Consider the following 19,832-nt stretch of genomic DNA (forward strand, 5'->3'; position numbering starts at 1 on the left):
CGGCCGTCCGTGGACGGCCGTCTGTTCGCGCAAAGCAAAAGCGCCGGCCCTGCAAAGGGTCCGGCGCTTTTTTATCGCCTGCGCGCTGCTAGCGCAACAGTCGTGATTTCCTGGAGGGCAGGGCGTGCTCTACCGATGTGGGAAAGTGGCTCTGTCTTGCATGCCTTGCTGTTGAGCCCGCTTGGCGCGGCTCAGGCGTGCGTATCGATGCGCGAACCCAGCGTCGCGTCCACCGCCAGCACCGGCAGCGACTGCATCAGCGTCAAAGCCGTATCCGCCTGCGCATTGAGCGCCTTCTTCAGCACGCGGGCCTGCACTTCCTGCATGACATTCGCGTCCTGCAAAGCCAGGGCGGTATTGACGGTACTGCTGATCGAAGCGTCCATGCTCGGGGTGTCCTAGTGTGTGGAAGGCGGTTCAGGCCGACACGGGATTATCGCGTGGACTGGGGCGCAATGCACGAGAATCCTGGCCTGCGAAAACCGATATTCACGCGGCAACGGTAATCCCCGGCGCATGCGCCCGCCGCGCCGGCTCCACCACGATCTCCACATGCTGATCCAGCGACACCAAGGCCCGCATCAAGCGCTCCAGCGAGATGTTCTGCAGCTTGTAGCGGCGGATCTGCGAAACCTTGGGCTGGGTCATGCCCGTAATCGCAGCGGCTTCGATCTGACTGAGCCCGCGTTGATCGATCAATTCATTGAGCTTGAGCGCCAAGGCCGCCTTGGCCGACAGTTCGGCGGCGTCCTCGAAACCAAGGTCCAGCAAGACGTTGTCGGTGCCTGGTGAATGTTCTTTGCGTGTCATTGCTAGCTCCTGCCGGACTCATGCCTGGCCAATACCGCCTTCAAGCGCTTCTCGATGAGCGCGATGTCCGGCTGCGGCGTAGCAATGCCGGACTTGGACTTCTTCTGGAAAGCATGCAGCACATGGACGGTATCCCCGATGCGCACGGCATAAACCGCCCGGAAGGTATCACCAAGGTAGTCATCGACCAGCTCATACACCCGCGAGCCCAGTCCTTTCCACGGCTTGGCCGAGACCGGCGTGCCACCCAGTTGGACGACAAACAGCGCCACACCCAGATCCTTCTGAACTTCGATCGGGAATTTCTTGAAGTCCTTCTTGGCGGAGCCTTCCCAGTAGAGCAGCTTTCTTTCCATTAATTATATCCGTTCAGATATAAACAACAAGTCGTCGACGCTATTGATCGAGTATTGAAGCGCTAGGCCAGAACGATCTGGCGCAGGAGTGGAGGTAGGGAAGGTGTGCGGCTGTGAGTCTTGCCATGGCTGCGGCCATAAGCGCCTTGCAGCAGGCAGGATAGGCGCTTGTGGTCCAGCGTTGTGGCGGACAGGGATGGTTTCAGCACTGGCCCAGCAAGGGGGCGGGCTGTCGCCTGTTGCGGCGTGGCCTCGGTGCCTGTCCCCGCTGGCCGGGTCAGGCTCACACCTGGTTCAAGCTATGCAATGGAGCTTCGGTGCGGCGAGACGGCCGCTAGCAGTAGTCTTGAACTAGATCGCAGCAAGAACGGGGTGGGAACGCGGCCAGGCCCCCGCCATCACGGCCGGTTCGGGCATTCCTTGATGGCGCCCCACGCGCGATTGGGCTCGCAAAACTGCTTGCGTGCGGCCCATGCGCAGTCGGGGCGTTCAAAGAACCCCAGCGTTGCGCAACGCGCCAGCTCGCTTTTCAGTGCTTCGACCCAGGCCATGGGATCTTCGGCGGGGATCTCGGTCACGCGCAGGGTAGAGCGGGGTGCGGCGCTTGCCGTGTCCGCCGCGCTGGCTGCCGCATGCGGTATGGCTGCGTGCTCGGACTGTGCAGGCGGAACGGGTGGCGGGGGGGCAGGCGCTGGCTCTGGCGCGAGGCTGGGCTCAGGTTGGGATTCTCCCGAGCCCGACTCCGAACTCGCATCGGAATCCGAGCCTGGAATCTGCGCTGGCACTGGCACTGCAACCGACGTCAGTTCTGGCTGAGCGATTAGGGGTTCAGCGTGCGGCGTTGGCGTTGCTGCGGGCGTCAGGGGCACCCGTACCGGGCCGGCTGCTGTGGCGCCGGAAACCGTCGTATTCGGCGAACTCCACGACACCACCAACAGCACCAGCGCGCCGTAGATCGCCAGCGTATACAGCACGGTCAACGTGGCATACCCCACGCGCCTGCCCGTGATCGGCCGCGCATCTTCGCGTCCCACCAGGGCGCGCCAACTGACCAGCGCGGCGCCAGGCGCGGAAATCAGCCACCAGAACATCCGCCGCAGCGGACCGGGTTCCTGTGGGGTGGGGGCGGCTTGCGCTTGCGCAGCCAGCAATTCGCGCAGGGCGCGGTTCTCTTCGCGCAGACGCAGGGTCTGCTCATCCATCGGCGCCTGGGTATCGGGATCCGGAGTGCTGTCGTGCTGCATAGCGAATGGATCGGGGGGCGTCGCGGTCATGTTATGAAAACAATAGATACAAAAGCGTGCAGACGCGAGTATGAGGCAATTGGAGGGAGTGAAAAAGGGGAACAGTCCGAAAAAAAGGTGCTTGATTGGGACTGGGGCGTATGCACAGCTCGACGGTGTGTTTGAAGCGGCATCGGGCTGATGCTTTCTCATGCCCGCAACGAATAAATTGCGCCAGCATGGCATGCGAGCGGCAAGCCGGAAGAAAAGAAACAAGCCGGCGGATGCCGGCTTGTTTGTCTCGACAAGGGCGTGAGGGCCCTTGATCGGTGCCGGGAGAGCAGAGCCCAGAGGCTCTGCGTCTACCCGACCGTCAGGCGTTGCGGCGTTATTAACGCAGCAGCGACAGGACAGATTGCGGCACTTGGTTGGCTTGCGCCAGAACCGAGGTGCCAGCTTGTTGCAGGATCTGCGCCTTGGTCATGTTCGACACTTCCGTGGCGTAGTCAGCGTCTTCGATGCGCGAACGAGCGGCGGACAGGTTGTTCACCGTGTTGTTCAGGTTGGCGATGGTCGATTCGAAGCGGTTTTGCACGGCGCCCAACTGGCTGCGCAGTGCGTCGACCTTCGACAGAGCCGAGTCCAGCGTCTTCAGCGGGTCGAGCGTCGATTGCTCCAGCTTGGCCTGGTCTTCGTTAATCAGGGTCTTGTTGCCGGCAGCGGTTTGCGACATGTACATGACCTTGTCGGTGGGAGCCGGAGCGGCGGCGGCACGCAGACGTACGTCGCCCGACGTATCGACGTCATAGGTCGCGCCGTTCAGCTTGAGCGTGCTGCCCGTCGCCGTGGCACCCTTGAGGTCCAGATCCGTCAGGGTGGCGGCCTTGTTATTTTCAGCTGCCTTCGTCGTCAAGCCACCGGACGTAACCGAGGTGAACAACGGCGAGCTAGTAGCCACAGATGCGCCCGTACCAGCGGCGGCGGTGGAGCCGGTGACCGTGAAGTCGACATCATTACCATCGATCTTGGCGGTATACACGCCGTTACCGAAGCCGTCGGTTTGAGCGGTCTTGACCGTAAATTCCAGGCCGTTAACGGTGAATTTCTCGTTGTTAGCCTTGCCAACAGAGGCGGCGGCCAAGCTCGACATATTTGCGGCCGGCATGGTGTATGCGGTGTTGGCCGTGGTCGAACCGGTCACGAGGTTACCCGAGCCAGCGGCCACGTACACGGGGCTAGCCGTTGCACCGGTTGAAACGGCACCGCTGCTGATGTCAACGTTGTACGTCGTACCACCAACATCGTAGTTGTTCGTACCAGTGGCACCGAAATTCGAGACCAGATCGCCAGCGGTCGCCTTCTTGGCGCCGTTGACGTTGAAGCCGCTCAGGCCCAGCGTTTGAGCGTCGATCTTTTGCAGGTCGATGCTGATGGTTTCGTTGTCGTTCGCGCCGACTTGGATCTTCAGCGTGTTATCGCCAGCGAGCACCTTGACGCCGTTGAACTGGGTCTGGCCCGAGACGCGGTCGATTTCGCCCAGGCGTTGCTGGATTTCGTCTTGAATCGACTTCAGGTCGGAGGACGAGTTCGTGCCGTTGACTGCCTGGTTGGTCAGTTGGCGCACGCGTTGCAGGTTGTTGTTGATTTCGTTCAGCGCGCCTTCGGTCGTCTGGGCAATCGAGATGCCGTCGTTGGCGTTGCGGGCAGCTTGCGTCAGGCCGTTGACGTTGGCGGTGAAGCGGTTGGCGATGGCTTGGCCAGCGGCGTCGTCCTTGGCGCTGTTGATGCGCAGGCCCGACGACAGGCGTTCGATGGCGGTACCCAGCGTCGATTGCGACTTGCTCAGGTTGTTCTGAGCAACCAGCGAGAGGTAGTTGGTATTGATGACTGCAGCCATGTTCAGGCTCCCAAGAGAGAAAGGCTTCTTCAAACTGGGCAGCAAGGCCGCCCACTGGTGTTAACGGGAAAGTTCGTCGACTTTGTGTCTAGGAATCTCTCCGTTGCCAGGATTACGGCAGTCCAAAATCAATCTTTAGCGCTATTTCGCGAAAGTCGGGATTTTTCTTTGATCTGGATGGGGAGGGCGCCCGGACTCGGCGGCGCCGACGCATGTCGCGAGGCCTACGTCGCGAGGCCTACATATAGGGCGCCCATCATGGAAGCGCCCATCCGCGCCGTTCTTCTGCTGGGAAGTATGCCGTTCTTCGACTCGGAAGAACGTAGAGAGCGCCTGTCCGCGGTCCTTCATGTGCAACTGGCGCGCAATGCGAAACGGACGCGATATGCGTCCGTCCTGTTGAGAGTCTTTCGTGGTCAAGCCTGGCGGCGTAAGGAATTGCTTATGGGCGCGACCAGCGTCTATCTATATCACCTGGGCGATCTGCCCATCCTGGGGCAGTTCCTGCCAAGCCTGTTCCTTCAGCTTCGCCCGAATCCGCGCCGTGGCCTGCGAACGCAGCTGGCATACCCGCGCCTCGGTCACATTCAGGATCGCGCCGATTTCCTTCAGGTTCAGCCCCTGTTCGTAGCAAAGCGACAACAGCAGCTTTTCACGCTCGGGGAGGGTGTCGATGGCGTGGACCAGCGCCTGGCGGAAGTCGCCGGCCAGAAGCGAATCCAGCGGATTACCCCCAGCGGCGCCATGGTTCAGCGTGGCAGCCCAGTCGGATTGGCCGCTGGCCGAGTCGGGTTCGGTGGCGAAGTCCTCGTAGTGCACGATCTGTACACCCTGGGCGTCGTGCAGCAGCGACTGGTAGTCGCCCAGCGGCATCTCGAGTTGTTGCGCGATTTCGGCTTCGCTTGGTGCGCGCATCAAACGCTGTTCGAGTTGCTGGATGGCCTGTTCGATCTTGCGCGCCTTGGCGCGCACGCTACGGGGCAGCCAGTCCTGGCCGCGCAGTTCGTCCAGCATCGCGCCGCGGATGCGGGTGGTGGCATAGGTCTCGAACTGGGCGTCAGCCGTTTCCTGATAACGGCGAACGGCGTCGAGCAGGCCAATCATGCCGGCTTGTATCAGGTCGTCGAGTTCTACGCTGGCGGGTAGCCGGGCGAGCAATTGCAGGGCCAGCTTCCGCACTAGCGGGGCATATTCGACCAGGCTGTCATCTGCGTGAGGCATTGCGGGAATGTCGGGCGGGTCCATCGTGGCGCGTAAGCTGTTGTTGTCAATTTGCGACATTGTCGACAAACGCGCGGCTGAGCTAAAGCTAGGTGGATTTAATGATCTGCAAGGTGCCATTGTCGGCAAACAACACCGTTTCATTCCTCAAAGTACGCAATGTTTTGAATGCTTATTTGGCAAATTGACGTAAATTTGTCCGAAACTTATATGTCAAGGTGTATCGGAAAAGGTAAGTTGCGCAACATCAACAAAGTTTTGTCATATAAGTCATAGAAAATGACATCAGCTGTGGTAAATTTTACTTAAATTGCGAACAAATGATACATTTCGCATCAATGCAAGGTGTATCGGACGTGAAGGCAACGGAATTCCGGTGCTTTTGCTTACATGAGCCCCCATCGGCGGGATAGGGAATAGGGAGTTGGGCGTGCAACAAATCGAAAATTCATTGCTGACAGACATTCGCGAAGTGAATCTGTCTTATTTGTTACTGGCCCAGCGCATGCTGCGCGACGACTACGCGGCGTCGATGTTCCGCCTCGGATTCAGCAATGAGGTTGCTGACATCCTCATGCGCCTTTCGCCGGCGCAGTTGGTCAAGCTCGCAAGCTCCAGCTCGCTGCTGTGCCGCTTCCGCTTCGATGACTACAGCCTGCTGTCGGCCCTGACCCATGACGTTCTGGGTGGTGCGCTGCAGCAAGCGCATGCAACGATCCTGCTCGCCAAGCAGCCTGTCGAAGAATTGGCCTGACGGTCTGATCATTCCCTCCGGAAACACGTGTAATGGCCACCAAGAGCGTTTCGCAGGAAGCGGATGACATTCTGCTTGCCAGCTCCATGATCACTTTGGGAGCCCGGCTGCAGGTGCTGGGGGCTGAAACCAGCCTCAGCCATGACCGCCTGGCGCGCCTGTACCGCGAAATCCGCGGCTGCTCGCCACCCAAGGGCATGCTGCCCTTTTCGGTTGACTGGTTCATGACCTGGCTGCCGAACATCCATTCCTCGCTCTTCTATAACGTGTATTCGTTCCTGAATGCGCGCACCAGCAGCAAGGGCATACGCGCCACCATCGACGCCTATCGCCTCTATCTCGAAAACGCTGGCACGGATGCCGCTGAAGGCGCAGAGCCCGTCCTGAGCTTCACGCGCGCCTGGATGCTGGTGCGCTTTTTCGATAGCGGCATGTTGCAAATGTCCGCCTGCCGCCAATGCGGCGGGCATTTCATTGCCCACGCCCACGATCCCCAGTCGGATTTCGTGTGCGCGATCTGCCGGCCGCCCCCCCGCGCCGGCAAGACGCGCGCCGCGGCCAAGGCGCGCGCTGGCACCCGCCCCACGCCTGTTGCGAATGCCGCCCGGCTCTGACCGGCGGTATCCAAATACATCAAAAGCCCTGGAAAACCCCCCGTAACCCGCCTTTTTGGGTCGAGGGGAACAGGGGATCATTGACGCCGGTTTTAGACTTCGTTGGCAGGGGCCTGATGTGTTGATTGTTATCGGTTTTCTCGTGGTGGCCGTGTCGGTCGTCGGCAGCTTCATAGCGCTGGGCGGCCATTTGGGCGCGCTGTACCAGCCGTTTGAACTCACGCTGATCTTCGGGGCGGCTTTTGGGGCTTTCCTCGCCAGCAACAGCAAGAAGTCGCTGATGCTGGTCAAGGCCGCGCTACCCGACTCGCTGAAAAGCTCGCGCTACGGCAAGGACGTCTACATGGAGCTGATGGCGCTTCTGTATGTGCTGCTGAACAAGGCGCGCCGCGAGGGACTCATGGCCATCGAATCGCATATCGAAGACCCGGAATCCAGTCCGATCTTCAGCGAATATCCCCGCATCGCCAAAGACGCCAAGCTCATGGAGTTCATCACGGACTACCTGCGCATCATGATCAGCGGCAACATGAGCTCGTTCGAAATCGAGACGCTCATGGACGAGGAAATCGAGACCTACCGCCATGAGCGCGAAGTTCCCGTGCGCGCCTTGCAACAGATGGCCGACGGCCTGCCGGCCTTCGGTATCGTGGCGGCGGTGCTGGGCGTGATCAAGGCACTGGCCGCCGTGGATCAGCCGCCGGCAATTCTGGGCGACCTGATCTCCAAGGCCATGGTCGGCACCTTCCTGGGTATTCTGCTGGCTTACGGTTTCGTGGGTCCGCTGGCCTCGCGCATCGATCGCCGCAGCGACGAAGCGACCAAGGTGCTGGAATGCATCAAGACCACGCTGCTGGCCAGCATGAACGGCTATCCGCCGCAACTGGCGGTGGAATTCGGCCGCAAGGTGCTGTTCTCGGCGGTGCGCCCGACCTTCGGTGAACTGGAAGAACACGTCCGGCAAGCCAAGTCCACCGCCACCGGCAAGGCCTGACGGAGCGGGCCATGAGCACGGTAAACAATCACCGCGTGGTGATTCGCCGCAAGAAGGGCAGGCATGGCGGCGGGCACCACGGCGGCAGCTGGAAGATCGCCTACGCCGATTTCATCACGGCGATGATGGCGTTCTTCCTGGTGATGTGGCTGATCAGCGTCGTGCCGCGCGAAGAGCTCAAGGGCATCGCGGAGTACTTCCGCATGCCGCTGCGCGTCGCCATCACCGGTGGGCCCAGCAGCTCGGCCGAGACCAGCGCGGTGCCTGGCGGCGGCAGCGACCCCCTGCGCAGCGAAGGCGAAGTGCGCCGCGCGCAGGGCAACCGCGTCGAGGCCCAGCCGATGGGCGACGCCGAGCGCCGCGAGCAGCATCGCCTGGAAAACCTGAAAAAGCGCCTCGAAAACGTCATCGAGACCAGCCCGGTCCTGAAGAGCTTCAGGCCGCAGCTGCTGATCGACCTGACCACCGAGGGCCTACGCATCCAGATCATCGACAACCAGAATCGTCCGATGTTCGCCACCGGCCGCGCAGACGTGCAGCCCTATATGCGCGACATCTTGCGGGAACTGGGGCCGGTCCTGAACGAATTGCCCAACAAGGTCAGCATTTCCGGCCACACCGACGCGTCGCAGTACGCGCGCGGCGAACGCGCCTACAGCAACTGGGAGCTGTCGGCCGACCGTGCCAACGCGTCGCGCCAGGAACTGGTGGCCGGCGGCATGAACGAAAGCAAGGTCCTGCGCATCCAGGGGCTGTCGTCCAGCATGAGCCTGGTTAAAGATGACCCGTATGCGGCCGTTAATAGACGTATCAGCCTAGTGGTGCTCAACCAGAGCACCCAGCGGCGCATCGAAAACGAGAACGCCGCCGCAGCGGACGTCAGCGCCAAGGATGCCCGCGAGGTGGGAACGGCAGTGGAGGCGGCGCAAGCCGCGGCCAAGGCCACGACGGCAACCAAACCAGGCGAGGCGGAGAGCAACCCGCCCGCGGAAGGGGTTCGATAGCAATGGCGGCAACGATTCTTGTGGCGGACGATTCGGCGACGATGCGGATGATCGTCCAGGCGACGTTGACGGGCGCGGGATGGCAGGTCTTGACGGCTGGCAACGGCCAGGAAGCCCTGGAAATGGCCAAGCGCCACCCGGTCGACCTGGTGGTCAGCGATTGGAACATGCCGGTCATGGGTGGCCTGGAGCTGATTCAGGGCTTGCGCCAGGAAGACGCATACCTGGACGTGCCGGTGCTGGTATTGACCACCGAGGACGATGTGGACAGCAAGATGGCCGCCCGGGATCTGGGAGTCTGTGGCTGGCTTTCCAAGCCGGTCGACCCGGATGTGCTGGTGGAATTGGCGTCTGAACTGCTCGACGAGCAGGCCGGCGCTTAGGCAGGTTCATTTTTGAAGGCGTACGGGTCATGAGTTCTGGTTTGGACCTCAGTCAGTTTTACGAGACCTTTTTCGACGAGGCTGACGAGCTGCTCGCACAGATGGAGCAGCTGCTGCTTGAGCTCGATGTGGGCGCGCCCGACATCGAACAGCTCAACGCGATTTTTCGCGCGGCCCACTCGATCAAGGGCGGGGCGGCGACGTTCGGCTGTTTCACGCAGCTGGCGGGCACGACCCATTTGCTGGAAAACCTCCTGGACGCGATCCGTCGCGGCGAAATGGCGCTGCGCACGGACATGATCGATATTTTCTTGGAAACGAAAGACGTGCTCAAAAGCCAACTGGATGCCTATCGGGCCTCCGAAGAGCCCGATGAAGCCGTGTTTGAGCGTATTTGCGCCGTGTTGAGGCAGCTTGCGCTGGAGCATAAGGACCCCGCTGCGGCATCTGCGCCGACCGCAATCCCCGCAGCGGCGGCAGCTCCGGCCCCCATGCCGGTGGTCGCCGCTCCGGCGCCAGCCCCGGAGCCAGCAGCGCAAGCGCCGGCCGCGGAAGCCGGCAGCCTGCCTCTGCGTGTGCGGATCACCAAGGTTTCGGACAAGGACGCAGCCTCCTTGCTCGAGGAAATGGGCAACCTGGGCAGCGTCAAGGCCAGTGAACGTGCCGACGGCGCCCTGACCGTGTGGATGGACAGCACCTGCACGCCGGACGATATCGAGGCCGTATGCTGCTTCATCGTTGACGGCGACCAGCTGGACATCAGCCGCGAAGCCGCTCCGGCGGGCGCGACCCAGGCTACCGCGGCTTCCGCTGCGGCGCAGGCTCCTGCCGCTCCCGTGGCACCCGCCGTAGCCGAGTCGGCAGCGGCCGCCGAGGCCATCACGCAGTCCGCCCGCGCGGCGCGGCCCGCCGCGGCGGCGCCGGCCCACGCGGACAAGGAATCCACCTCGATCCGCGTCGGCGTCGAGAAGGTCGACCAGGTCATCAACCTGGTGGGCGAACTGGTCATTACGCAAGCCATGCTGGCGCAGACGGCGTCCACGCTGGATCCGGTGCTGCACGACCGCCTGCTCAATGGCATGGAACAGCTGGAGCGCAACGCGCGCGACCTGCAGGAAGCGGTCATGTCCATCCGGATGATGCCGATGGACTACGTATTCAGCCGTTTCCCGCGCCTGGTGCGAGACATCGCCAGCAAGATGGGCAAGCAGATTGAACTGCAGACTCATGGCCGCGCAACCGAACTGGACAAGAGCCTGATCGAACGCATCATCGATCCGCTGACCCATCTGGTGCGCAACAGCCTGGACCATGGCATCGAGACGCCCGAAAAGCGCGTCGCCGCGGGCAAGGACCCGGTCGGGCAACTGGTGCTGTCGGCCCAGCACAACGGCGGCAATATCGTCATTGAAGTCAGTGACGACGGTGGCGGCCTGAACCGCGACAAGATCCTGAAGAAGGCCATGGCCCAGGGCCTGGCGGTCAACGAGAATTCGCCGGACGACGAAATCTGGCAATTGATTTTCGCGCCGGGCTTCTCCACGGCCGAAAAGGTCACGGACATTTCCGGCCGTGGCGTGGGCATGGACGTGGTGCGCCGGAACATCCAGGACATGGGCGGCCATGTGCAGCTGTCGTGCGAGCCGGGCAACGGCACCACGACGCGCATCGTTCTGCCGCTGACCTTGGCCATCCTGGACGGCATGTCGGTGCGGGTCGGCGAGGAAACCTTCATCTTGCCGCTGAATCATGTGACCGAATCGCTGCAGCCCACGAATGACCAGATCTATTCCGTGGCCGGCAATGAGCGCGTGATGCACGTGCGCGGCGAATACCTGCCGCTGGTCGAGATGCACCGGGTGTTCTCGGTCGGCGAGGCCCAGACCGATCCCACTCAGGCCATCGCGGTCATCATGCAGGCCGAGGACCGCCGTTTCGCGTTGCTGGTGGATCACCTGATCGGCCAGCACCAGGTGGTGGTGAAGAATCTCGAATCGAATTACCGCAAGGTGCCGGGCATTTCCGCCGCCACCATCCTGGGCGATGGCAGCGTGGCCCTGATTGTCGACGTATTTGCGCTTGCGCGCGCCAACCGTGAGCGTTGGTCGCAGCCCGAAGCCATTCTGAATTGATGGAGAACTAAACCTCATGGCAGCCAAACCGCAAGCGCAATCCGCGCGCAATGAAGATGTCGGCAGCGAATTCCTGGTGTTCACGCTGGGTGACGAAGAGTACGGCATCGACATCCTGAAGGTGCAGGAGATCCGTGGCTACGACGCCGACACGGTTACCCGCATCGCGAATGTTCCGCCGTTCATCAAGGGCGTGACCAACCTGCGCGGCATCATCGTGCCCATCGTCGACCTGCGCATCAAGTTCAACCTGGGCCGCGTCGAATACAACGAGCAGACCGTGGTCATCATCCTGAACCTCGACCGCCGTGTGGTCGGGATCGTGGTGGACGGCGTGTCGGACGTGCTGATGCTCAATTCGGGCCAGATCCGTCCGGCGCCGGAGTTTGGCGCCACCTTGTCCACCGAGTACCTGACGGGCTTGGGTACGGTGGACGAACGCATGCTGATTCTGGTGGATATCGAAAAAATGATGACCAGCGACGAAATGGCGCTGGTGGAGAAGGCCGCGTCCTGATCGGAACGGCCTGCTTGGGAGGTAGAAGCGCCATATTGCACCCAATGTGGCGCTTTCCTTTAACGATTTCAGTCTAGGAGTGGTCCTTGTGATGCGCAAGTTTCTCGCGAACATGACGATACGCAGCAGCCTGTTGTGGGTGCTGGCGTTCTTCTCATTCATGTTGGTGATCGGGGCCGCGCTGGGCGTGCTGTCTCTGCGCATCAGCAACGGCACCCTGGCGGAGATAAAGCAATCGCAGGAGCTGGACGATGCGGTTGGCCGCGTCGTCTCCAGCTACAAGGACTCCATGGCCGGCCTTGGCCGCGCCGCCGCGTCCAACTATGCGGACATCGTAAAGAACGTGGGGCAGCCCACCTTGCTGACCCAGGGCTTGTCGTCCGAGGCTGCCGGCCTGCTGGAACGCGCCAAGGCCTCCATGAACAAGGGGCAGGCCGAGTTCGAGTATTACAAGAGCCTGGCCCGGCCCGCCGAAGCGGCCGACGCCCTGAAAGAGATCGACCAGGCCTATGAGGCGCTGGTCGGGCAAGGGTTGACGCCATTGGTGGCCTCCCTGGAAAAGGCGGATATGCCCGCCTACCAGAAGCAGGTTCAGACGGTGCAGGACGCCCTGGAAGGGCGCTACGCGCGCGCGATCGAAGGCTTTGATTTCTGGCGCGCCAGCAAGATGCTGGATGCCCATGAGGTGGCGCAGGTGCGTTACCAGTTCGTCCTGATGGCCGTAGGCGCCGGCGGCGTGGTCGCCGCATTGCTGGTGTTCGCCACGTACGTGTTCCTGCGCCGTCGCGTGCTGTTGCCGCTGAAGGAAGCAGGGCATCACTTCGACCGCATCGCGGGCGGCGACCTTACCGCCCGCGTGGACGTGCGCAACACCAACGAGATCGGCCAGCTGTTTGCCGCCTTGAAGCGCATGCAGGAAAGCCTGACCCGCACGGTGGCGTCGGTGCGCCGCGGCGTGGATGAGATCAACGTGGGTTCGCACGAGATTGCCGCGGGTAACACGGATCTGTCCAGCCGCACCGAGCAGCAGGCTGCCTCGCTGGAAGAAACCGCGGCGTCGATGGAACAGTTGGCCTCGACGGTGAAGCAGAACGCGGACAACGCGCGCCAGGCCAATCAGTTGGCGGCCAGCGCGTCCGACGTGGCCGAACGCGGTGGTTCGGCGGTGTCGGAAGTGGTCAGCACGATGCAAGGCATTTCGGCCAGTTCGCGCAAGATCTCCGAGATCGTGTCGGTCATCGACGGTATTGCGTTCCAGACCAACATCCTGGCGCTGAACGCCGCGGTGGAAGCCGCGCGCGCAGGCGAGCAGGGCAAGGGCTTTGCGGTGGTGGCGGGCGAAGTGCGTTCGCTGGCGCAGCGCAGCGCCCAGGCGGCCAAGGAAATCAAGGGCCTGATCGAGGACTCGGTGACCAAGGTCGGCGCGGGTTCGCAGCAGGTGGAACGCGCTGGCGCGACGATGCAGGAGATCGTGGCCTCGGTGAAGCGGGTGACCGACATCATGGGCGAGATCTCGGCGGCGTCGGAAGAGCAATCCAGCGGCATCGACCAGGTGAACCGCGCGGTGTCGCAAATGGACGAGGTGACGCAGCAGAACGCGGCACTGGTGGAAGAGGCGGCCGCGGCCGCGGGATCGCTGCAGGAGCAGGCGCAACGCCTGGCCGAAGCAGTGGCCGTGTTCAAGATCAACGCGGGCGAAGTCATCGAAGTTCCGGCCCAGCGCCTGTCATCGGCACGCGCGTCGGGTGACGATGCGCGCTTGCAGGCGCCTGATGCGCTTGCTCTTGGGCACTGAGGACTGCAGTGGCGACAGCAGCGGCAAACCAGGCGCCTTCCATCTCGGTGGAACGCCAATTCGATTTTCGCGACGCGGACTTTTCGCGCGTGCGCAAGATGATCCATGCGCACGCGGGCATTTCGCTGGGCACGCACAAGCGCGAGATGGTCTACAGCCGGCTGGCGCGGCGCCTGCGCGCGCTGGGCATGCAGGATTTCGGCAGCTATCTGGACCAGCTTGAAAACGAGCCGAACGCGTCTGAATGGGAAGATTTCGTCAATGCGTTGACGACCAACCTGACTGCTTTCTTCCGCGAATCGCATCACTTTCCCATCCTGGCCGACTTCGCCAAGCGGCGCGGCGGCCCGGTGTCGGTGTGGTGCTGTGCGGCCTCAACCGGCGAAGAACCATATTCCATCGCCATGACGCTGGTGGAAGCGTTGGGTCCGCGGGCCAATGCATGTTCGGTGTTGGCCACCGACATCGACACCAATGTACTCACCCGCGCGCGCGCCGGGGTCTATCCCGCCGAGCGCGTGGACAAGATGGACGGTGAGCGCCTGCGGCGCTTTTTCCTGAAAGGGCGCGGCGGCAACGAGGGGCAGGTCCGGGTGCGCCCCGAGATTGCCGACATGGTCCGCTACGAACCCCTGAATCTGTTGGCGCCGGCGTGGCAGATCAACGAACAGTTCGACGTCATCTTCTGCCGCAACGTCATGATTTATTTCGATAAACCCACCCAGGCCAGGATCCTGGAGCGGTTTGTGCCGCTGCTCAAGCCCGGCGGCTTGCTGTTCGCTGGCCATTCCGAAAACTTCACCTATATCAGCCGGGATTTTCGTCTGCGCGGGCAGACCGTCTATGAATGCGCGGGCAGGTCCTGAGCGGGACGAGGCAGCAAAAAATGAAGAAAATTAGCGTTTTGTGCGTGGACGATTCGGCGCTGGTGCGCGGGCTGATGACGGAGATAATCAACAGCCAGCCGGACATGGAAGTGGTCGCGACCGCGCCCGATCCTCTGGTTGCGCGTGAGCTCATCAAGCGTCACAACCCAGATGTGCTGACGCTGGACGTGGAAATGCCCCGGATGGACGGGCTGGATTTCCTCGAAAAGCTCATGCGCCTGCGGCCCATGCCGGTAGTGATGGTGTCGTCGCTGACCGAGCGCGGCGGTGAAATCACGCTGCGGGCCCTGGAACTTGGCGCCATCGACTTCGTTACCAAGCCCAAGCTGGGCATACGCGACGGCCTGCTCGAGTACACCGAGATCATCGCCGACAAGATACGCGCGGCCTCGCGCGCCAAGTTGAGGGCGCCTGCAGCGCATGCCGCGCCCGCCGCGCCGGCGCCCATGCTGCGCCGGCCGCTGTCCAGCTCGGAAAAGCTGGTCATCGTCGGCGCCTCCACGGGCGGCACCGAGGCGATCCGCGAGGTCCTGCAGCCGCTGCCGCCGGACAGCCCGGCAATCCTGATCACTCAGCATATGCCGGCGGGCTTCACGCGCTCCTTCGCGCAGCGCCTGGATGCGCTGTGCGCGGTGACCGTGCGCGAAGCCGTGCACGGCGACCGGGTGTTGCCGGGGCACGTGTATCTGGCGCCGGGCGGCGACATGCACATGCGTCTTGGGCGCAGCGGCGCCAACTACGTGATCGAACTCGAAGCCAGCGAACCCGTCAATCGCCACCGTCCGTCGGTGGACGTACTGTTCAATTCGGCTGCCGTCGCCGCCGGCAAGAACGCCATCGGCGTCATTTTGACAGGCATGGGCAAGGACGGCGCCGCCGGCATGCTGGCCATGCACCGCGCGGGCGCGCACACGATTGCGCAGGACGAAGCCAGCTGCGTCGTCTTCGGCATGCCGCGCGAAGCGATCGCGCTGGGCGCTGCGGATGAAGTGGTTTCGTTGTCGGCGATAAGCGAACGCATTCTGACTCGCCTGGGCGATCGCGGGCACCGCGTCTGACGCGCAAAGCTCCCCGATCGGTCCAAGGCAAATTTTTTCTGGAGTAGAAGATGGTAGACAAGGGCCTGAAGATTCTGGTGGTGGATGACTTCCCCACCATGCGGCGGATCATCCGCAACCTGCTCAAAGAGCTGGGTTTCGAGAACGTGGATGAGGCCGAAGACGGCGCCATCGGCCTGGAAAAGCTGCGCAACGGCGGCTTCCAGTTCGTGGTGTCGGATTGGAACATGCCCAACCTCGATGGCCTGGAGATGCTCAAGCAGATCCGCGCCGACGCGGCGCTGGCCTCGCTGCCGGTGCTGATGGTGACGGCCGAGGCCAAGAAGGAAAACATCGTTGCCGCGGCCCAGGCTGGCGCCAACGGTTATGTGGTCAAGCCTTTCACGGCGGCGACGCTGGAAGAGAAGCTCAACAAGATCTTCGAGAAAATCGCCGGTTGAGGTGAGCCATGAGTACGACCGAACATGAGAACCCGGGCGAATCCCCCGATCTGATCCACCGCATCGCGTCGCTGACGCGCATGCTGCGCGACAGCATGCGCGAACTGGGCCTGGATCAGGCCATCAAGGACGCTGCCAACGCCATTCCGGATGCCCGCGACCGTCTGCGCTACGTGGCGCAGATGACGGAGCAGGCCGCCAATCGCGTGCTGAACGCCACTGAGCAGGCCGGCCCCATCCAGGACGGGCTGTCGCGCTCGGCGCAGGCGTTGGACACGCGCTGGCAGCAATGGTACGACCAGCCGCTGGAGCTGCCTGAGGCGCGCGAACTGGTGAAGGACACCCGCGCATACTTGCAAGACGTGCCGAAGCAGGCGCAGCAGACGCAGTCCCAGCTGATGGAAATCATCATGGCGCAGGATTTCCAGGACCTTACGGGCCAGGTCATCATGCGCATGATGGACGTGGTGGGCGCGATCGAGCGCGAACTGCTGCAGGTGTTGCTGGACAACGTCCCGCAAGAACGTCGCGACGAGGCCAACAGCCTGCTCAACGGGCCGCAGATCAGCCCGCAGGGCAAGACCGACGTAGTGACCAGCCAAGATCAGGTCGACGACCTGCTGGCGAGCCTGGGCTTCTAGCCAGGATCGCCCCGCCAGACATGCCCTCCGGCGGGGCCTTCCTGACAGTGCGGCCGGTGCATGAACGTATTCCCTAGAGGCGTAAACAGCGCCTCATGGATAGACTCCCCTCCAGAATAATAAATAGGGGCCGTGCAGCGTGAATCATGGCGCGCAGTGCGCGCCAGGCAACGGATGCCCATAGAAGGCGATCCGGGCCGGCACAAGGAGGTTGATCGTGGCCAGATCCGTATTCCGTCTGGGAGGCATGTGGAGTTTGTTGCGGCGGCTCAATCGCGGCGACGCGACGCTGTCGGAGCGCACTTTATCCTTTAGTCCGGCCGTTTGGCCGCTATACGGCTTCATGGCGCGCCTGCGCGGCCGCATCATGACCGTCCGCCAATCCAGCATAGAAATTGCGCTCAATGCCGCGCGCACGCAGTTTCAGGCGGGTCATTGCTCGCTCCTGGCGCAGGAGCAGGCGCGCGCCGCCGACGCACTTGCGGCCAGCGGCGCGCAAATCGCCGCGCTGTCGGCATCCACATCCACCCATGCGCGCGAGATCGCCGAGGTGTCGGGGCAGAATCTGCACGCGGCGCAGCAGGCGTTGGCCGAGCTGTCCGAGGTCAAGGCGCGGGTGGAGCGCATGACGCGCGAGATGGCTGCCTTTACCGAGGTGGTCGGGCAGCTGACTGGCCGCGCCCATTCGGTTGGCGACATCAGCAAGCTGATCAAGGAGATCGCCTTGCAAACCCAGCTGCTGGCCTTGAACGCCGGGGTCGAGGCGGCCAGGGCGGGAGATGCGGGGCGCGGCTTCGCCGTCGTCGCCAGCGAGGTCGGGCGCCTGGCCGAGCGCGTGAACTCGGCCACCAGCGATATCGGCCGGCATACCACCGAGATGCTGGAGCTGGTGGAAACGACCCAGCGTCAGACCGGCACGCTGCGCGAGGATGTCGACACCTCAGGCGAGGTGCTGGGCCGCACATGCTCCGGTTTCGAGCGTTTCGTGCGGGATTTCGACAGCATGAACCGTCAGGTCGGCGACGTGGTCCAGGCCATCGGCGAGGTGGACTCCACCAATCACGGCATGAGCGAGGACGTGGGGCGGATCGCCGCGCTGAGCGCCAACGTGCTCGAGCGTATCGGCAGCATGTCCGGCGAAATCGACCGCATCCGCCGCCAGACGGAAAGTGTGCAGGAGGTCCTGGCCGATATGCGCACCGGTAATACGGCTTTTGATGGCCTGTCCGAAACCGTCGAAGCCTTCCGGGCCGCCGCTGCCAACCTGCTGGAGGACGCCCGGAGCCGCGGGGCCGATGTGTTCGACCGGCATTACCGGCGCATTCCGGGCAGCGAACCGGCGCGCTACCACACCAGCTACGACCGGCAGATCGACGAATCCGTGACCCGGTTGCTGGACAGCGTGCTGGATGGCGTGCCGGGCGGGATCTACACGATTCTGGTGGATAACAGGGGTTACGCGCCGGCGCACAATCTGCGTTTTTCCCAGGCGCCTACCGGGGATCCGAAACAGGATATCGCGCGGGTGCGGAACAAGCGCATCTTTGACGATCCGGTGGGTTTGCGCCTGGCGACCAACACTGGCGGAATGCTGCTTCAGACTTACTCCCGCGACACGGGTGAGATCGTCAACGACATATCCATTCCGCTCTATCTGGGGTCGGAACATTGGGGCGCGGTGCGGATCGGCCTGGATTTCACCCGCTTCCAGGCGGTCGCGGGCGAGGGCGAGGCCGGCGGCCTGGCGGTCGCCGCTGGGGCCTGACGCGGCGGGTCGTCACGGGCCAGGGCGCGTTCCAGGCCGGGTTGGAACGCGCCGCCTGGAACGCATCCGGGAATAGCGCCGCTTTCCCCCCGTTTCTTGGCTTATCGCCCAAGCCCGGGGCCTCCTAGAATCTCGGCGGGCAGCTCGTCATTCCAGAATCCGCGAGCCGCAACGATACCGCAGAGCATGGCCGAAGAAAGCGACCTCGAAAAAACCGAAGCCGCCTCTCCCAGGCGCCTGGAAAAGGCGCGCGAGGAGGGGCAGATTGCGCGTTCCCGGGAATTGGGGACGTTCATGATGCTGGCTGCGGGCGTGGGCGCCATCTGGGTGGGCGGCAGTTCGCTCTACCGCACCCTGACCGGCGTGCTGCGCAACGGCCTGGGTTTCGATCAGCGCATCGTCGCCGATCCCGGCGTGATGGTCGAGCGGGCGGTCGAGGGCTTCGGCCAGGCCTTGCTGGTGCTGCTGCCTATTTTTGGCTTGCTGGCGGTGATCGCGGTGCTGTCCAGCGTGCTGCTCGGCGGCCTGGTCATCTCCGGCAAGCCCCTGCAGTTCAATTTCTCCAAGCTCAGCCCCATTTCCGGGGTGAAGCGGATGTTCTCGTCGCAGACGGTGGTGGAGCTTATCAAGGCGCTGGCCAAGGCCCTGCTGGTGGGCGGCGTGGCAGTCTGGGTCATCTGGCGCTATCACGACGACATGCTGAGCCTGATGCACGTGGCGCCGTCGGCGGCGCTGGTCAAGGCGCTGACGCTGGTGGCGATGTGCTGCGCCTTTATCGTGGCTTCGCTCATCGTCATCGTCATGCTGGACGTGCCGTGGCAGATCTGGAGCCACCTGAAGAAGCTGCGCATGTCCAAGGAAGACGTGCGCCAGGAACACAAGGAAAGCGAAGGCGACCCGCACGTGAAGGCGCGCATCCGGCAGCAGCAGCGCCAGGCGGCGCGGCGCCGCATGATGTCTGAAGTGCCAAAGGCGGACGTGGTGGTGACCAATCCCACGCATTACGCCGTGGCCTTGAAGTACGACGAGGAAAAGAGCGGGGCGCCGCGAGTGCTGGCCAAGGGCACCGGCCTGATCGCGGCCAAGATCCGCGAACTGGCGGCCGAAAACCGTATCCCGACATTGGAAGCGCCGCCCCTGGCGCGCGCATTGCATCAACACGTGGAGATCGGGCAGGAAATCCCGGCCGAACTCTACACCGCGGTGGCAGAAGTGCTGGCGTGGGTCTTCCAGCTGCGCTCCTGGCGGGCCGGGTGGGGCGCCGAACCTGCGGTCCCGACCCGGCTGGCCGTGCCGGCCGAGCTGGACCCGCAAGCCAAAACCGCAGCACAAGGAGCTTAA

20 protein-coding genes are annotated in these 19,832 nt (G+C 63.0%); 14 read left to right on the plus strand and 6 right to left on the minus strand.

What is annotated here, in order from left to right; genetic code table 11:
• Window positions 1-191: 191 nt before the first annotated feature.
• From IPU70_RS28385 to IPU70_RS28410, 6 genes are all read right to left on the minus strand, one after another.
• Window positions 192-386, minus strand: a complete 195-nt coding sequence (locus IPU70_RS28385) for a YjfB family protein (protein ID WP_013393362.1) — start codon at window positions 384-386, stop codon at window positions 192-194.
• Between the two features lie 103 nt (window positions 387-489).
• A complete protein-coding gene (locus IPU70_RS28390; RefSeq protein WP_013393363.1) occupies window positions 490-810 on the minus strand; it encodes a helix-turn-helix domain-containing protein in 321 nt (106 codons plus the stop codon).
• Between the two features lie 2 nt (window positions 811-812).
• Window positions 813-1,166 (minus strand): type II toxin-antitoxin system RelE/ParE family toxin, encoded by a 354-nt coding sequence (locus IPU70_RS28395; protein ID WP_207472513.1) that lies wholly within the window; start codon window positions 1,164-1,166, stop codon window positions 813-815.
• A gap of 398 nt (window positions 1,167-1,564) precedes the next feature.
• Window positions 1,565-2,410, minus strand: a complete 846-nt coding sequence (locus IPU70_RS28400; RefSeq protein ID WP_242702735.1) for a hypothetical protein — start codon at window positions 2,408-2,410, stop codon at window positions 1,565-1,567.
• Window positions 2,411-2,780: 370 nt separating this feature from the next.
• Window positions 2,781-4,286, minus strand: a complete 1,506-nt coding sequence (locus IPU70_RS33040) for a flagellin (protein ID WP_207472515.1) — start codon at window positions 4,284-4,286, stop codon at window positions 2,781-2,783.
• Window positions 4,287-4,751: 465 nt separating this feature from the next.
• Window positions 4,752-5,507 carry an RNA polymerase sigma factor FliA gene (locus IPU70_RS28410; protein WP_207472516.1) on the minus strand — a complete coding sequence of 252 codons (756 nt, stop codon included), beginning with the start codon at window positions 5,505-5,507 and terminating at the stop codon, window positions 4,752-4,754.
• A gap of 430 nt (window positions 5,508-5,937) precedes the next feature.
• Between IPU70_RS28410 and flhD the strand changes: the two genes are divergently transcribed.
• The 14 genes from flhD (at window position 5,938) to flhB (ending at window position 19,832) form a co-directional block, all read left to right on the plus strand.
• On the plus strand, window positions 5,938-6,261 hold the full coding sequence (flhD, locus tag IPU70_RS28415) for a flagellar transcriptional regulator FlhD (RefSeq protein ID WP_207472517.1): 324 nt from the start codon (window positions 5,938-5,940) through the stop codon (window positions 6,259-6,261).
• Window positions 6,262-6,293: 32 nt separating this feature from the next.
• Window positions 6,294-6,875 (plus strand): flagellar transcriptional regulator FlhC, encoded by a 582-nt coding sequence (gene flhC / locus IPU70_RS28420; protein WP_207472518.1) that lies wholly within the window; start codon window positions 6,294-6,296, stop codon window positions 6,873-6,875.
• A gap of 118 nt (window positions 6,876-6,993) precedes the next feature.
• Window positions 6,994-7,869 (plus strand): flagellar motor stator protein MotA, encoded by an 876-nt coding sequence (motA, locus tag IPU70_RS28425; RefSeq protein ID WP_013393371.1) that lies wholly within the window; start codon window positions 6,994-6,996, stop codon window positions 7,867-7,869.
• An 11-nt stretch (window positions 7,870-7,880) separates the two neighbouring features.
• Complete coding sequence (motB, locus tag IPU70_RS28430; RefSeq protein ID WP_207472519.1) at window positions 7,881-8,873, plus strand: flagellar motor protein MotB; 993 nt, start codon at window positions 7,881-7,883, stop codon at window positions 8,871-8,873.
• 2 nt (window positions 8,874-8,875) lie between these two features.
• Window positions 8,876-9,256: a response regulator gene (locus tag IPU70_RS28435; RefSeq protein ID WP_207472520.1), complete on the plus strand. Its 381-nt coding sequence runs from the start codon at window positions 8,876-8,878 to the stop codon at window positions 9,254-9,256.
• 29 nt (window positions 9,257-9,285) lie between these two features.
• Complete coding sequence (gene cheA / locus IPU70_RS28440) at window positions 9,286-11,388, plus strand: chemotaxis protein CheA (RefSeq protein ID WP_207472521.1); 2,103 nt, start codon at window positions 9,286-9,288, stop codon at window positions 11,386-11,388.
• Between the two features lie 16 nt (window positions 11,389-11,404).
• Window positions 11,405-11,905 (plus strand): chemotaxis protein CheW, encoded by a 501-nt coding sequence (gene cheW, locus IPU70_RS28445; RefSeq protein ID WP_207472522.1) that lies wholly within the window; start codon window positions 11,405-11,407, stop codon window positions 11,903-11,905.
• A gap of 91 nt (window positions 11,906-11,996) precedes the next feature.
• Window positions 11,997-13,700 (plus strand): methyl-accepting chemotaxis protein, encoded by a 1,704-nt coding sequence (locus IPU70_RS28450; protein ID WP_013393376.1) that lies wholly within the window; start codon window positions 11,997-11,999, stop codon window positions 13,698-13,700.
• Window positions 13,701-13,708: 8 nt separating this feature from the next.
• Window positions 13,709-14,566: a CheR family methyltransferase gene (locus tag IPU70_RS28455; RefSeq protein ID WP_207472523.1), complete on the plus strand. Its 858-nt coding sequence runs from the start codon at window positions 13,709-13,711 to the stop codon at window positions 14,564-14,566.
• 20 nt (window positions 14,567-14,586) lie between these two features.
• Window positions 14,587-15,645, plus strand: a complete 1,059-nt coding sequence (locus IPU70_RS28460; RefSeq protein WP_013393378.1) for a chemotaxis response regulator protein-glutamate methylesterase — start codon at window positions 14,587-14,589, stop codon at window positions 15,643-15,645.
• A 50-nt stretch (window positions 15,646-15,695) separates the two neighbouring features.
• Window positions 15,696-16,085, plus strand: a complete 390-nt coding sequence (gene cheY, locus IPU70_RS28465; protein WP_013393379.1) for a chemotaxis response regulator CheY — start codon at window positions 15,696-15,698, stop codon at window positions 16,083-16,085.
• 8 nt (window positions 16,086-16,093) lie between these two features.
• Window positions 16,094-16,726, plus strand: coding sequence for a protein phosphatase CheZ (gene cheZ / locus IPU70_RS28470; protein WP_207472524.1), 633 nt, complete (start codon window positions 16,094-16,096; stop codon window positions 16,724-16,726).
• Window positions 16,727-16,973: 247 nt separating this feature from the next.
• Window positions 16,974-18,491: a methyl-accepting chemotaxis protein gene (locus IPU70_RS28475; RefSeq protein ID WP_207472525.1), complete on the plus strand. Its 1,518-nt coding sequence runs from the start codon at window positions 16,974-16,976 to the stop codon at window positions 18,489-18,491.
• A gap of 186 nt (window positions 18,492-18,677) precedes the next feature.
• Window positions 18,678-19,832 carry a flagellar biosynthesis protein FlhB gene (flhB, locus tag IPU70_RS28480; protein ID WP_207472526.1) on the plus strand — a complete coding sequence of 385 codons (1,155 nt, stop codon included), beginning with the start codon at window positions 18,678-18,680 and terminating at the stop codon, window positions 19,830-19,832.

The sequence above is a fragment of the Achromobacter sp. SD115 genome (genome assembly GCF_017355315.1).
GTDB classification, from domain to species: Bacteria; Pseudomonadota; Gammaproteobacteria; order Burkholderiales; family Burkholderiaceae_B; genus Achromobacter; species Achromobacter xylosoxidans_B.

What these genes read in the sequence shown, in the direction of transcription:
- IPU70_RS28475 (WP_207472525.1), top strand. Translation starts at nt 16,974, where the DNA reads ATGTGGAGTTTGTTGCGGCGGCTCAATCGCGGCGACGCGACGCTGTCG.
- IPU70_RS28410 (WP_207472516.1), bottom strand. Translation starts at nt 5,507, where the DNA reads ATGCCTCACGCAGATGACAGCCTGGTCGAATATGCCCCGCTAGTGCGG.
- IPU70_RS33040 (WP_207472515.1), bottom strand. Translation starts at nt 4,286, where the DNA reads ATGGCTGCAGTCATCAATACCAACTACCTCTCGCTGGTTGCTCAGAAC.
- IPU70_RS28385 (WP_013393362.1), bottom strand. Translation starts at nt 386, where the DNA reads ATGGACGCTTCGATCAGCAGTACCGTCAATACCGCCCTGGCTTTGCAG.
- cheY (WP_013393379.1), top strand. Translation starts at nt 15,696, where the DNA reads ATGGTAGACAAGGGCCTGAAGATTCTGGTGGTGGATGACTTCCCCACC.
- cheA (WP_207472521.1), top strand. Translation starts at nt 9,286, where the DNA reads ATGAGTTCTGGTTTGGACCTCAGTCAGTTTTACGAGACCTTTTTCGAC.
- IPU70_RS28450 (WP_013393376.1), top strand. Translation starts at nt 11,997, where the DNA reads ATGCGCAAGTTTCTCGCGAACATGACGATACGCAGCAGCCTGTTGTGG.
- IPU70_RS28400 (WP_242702735.1), bottom strand. Translation starts at nt 2,410, where the DNA reads ATGCAGCACGACAGCACTCCGGATCCCGATACCCAGGCGCCGATGGAT.
- cheW (WP_207472522.1), top strand. Translation starts at nt 11,405, where the DNA reads ATGGCAGCCAAACCGCAAGCGCAATCCGCGCGCAATGAAGATGTCGGC.
- flhC (WP_207472518.1), top strand. Translation starts at nt 6,294, where the DNA reads ATGGCCACCAAGAGCGTTTCGCAGGAAGCGGATGACATTCTGCTTGCC.
- IPU70_RS28435 (WP_207472520.1), top strand. Translation starts at nt 8,876, where the DNA reads ATGGCGGCAACGATTCTTGTGGCGGACGATTCGGCGACGATGCGGATG.
- IPU70_RS28460 (WP_013393378.1), top strand. Translation starts at nt 14,587, where the DNA reads ATGAAGAAAATTAGCGTTTTGTGCGTGGACGATTCGGCGCTGGTGCGC.
- cheZ (WP_207472524.1), top strand. Translation starts at nt 16,094, where the DNA reads ATGAGTACGACCGAACATGAGAACCCGGGCGAATCCCCCGATCTGATC.
- IPU70_RS28390 (WP_013393363.1), bottom strand. Translation starts at nt 810, where the DNA reads ATGACACGCAAAGAACATTCACCAGGCACCGACAACGTCTTGCTGGAC.
- flhB (WP_207472526.1), top strand. Translation starts at nt 18,678, where the DNA reads ATGGCCGAAGAAAGCGACCTCGAAAAAACCGAAGCCGCCTCTCCCAGG.
- IPU70_RS28395 (WP_207472513.1), bottom strand. Translation starts at nt 1,166, where the DNA reads ATGGAAAGAAAGCTGCTCTACTGGGAAGGCTCCGCCAAGAAGGACTTC.
- motB (WP_207472519.1), top strand. Translation starts at nt 7,881, where the DNA reads ATGAGCACGGTAAACAATCACCGCGTGGTGATTCGCCGCAAGAAGGGC.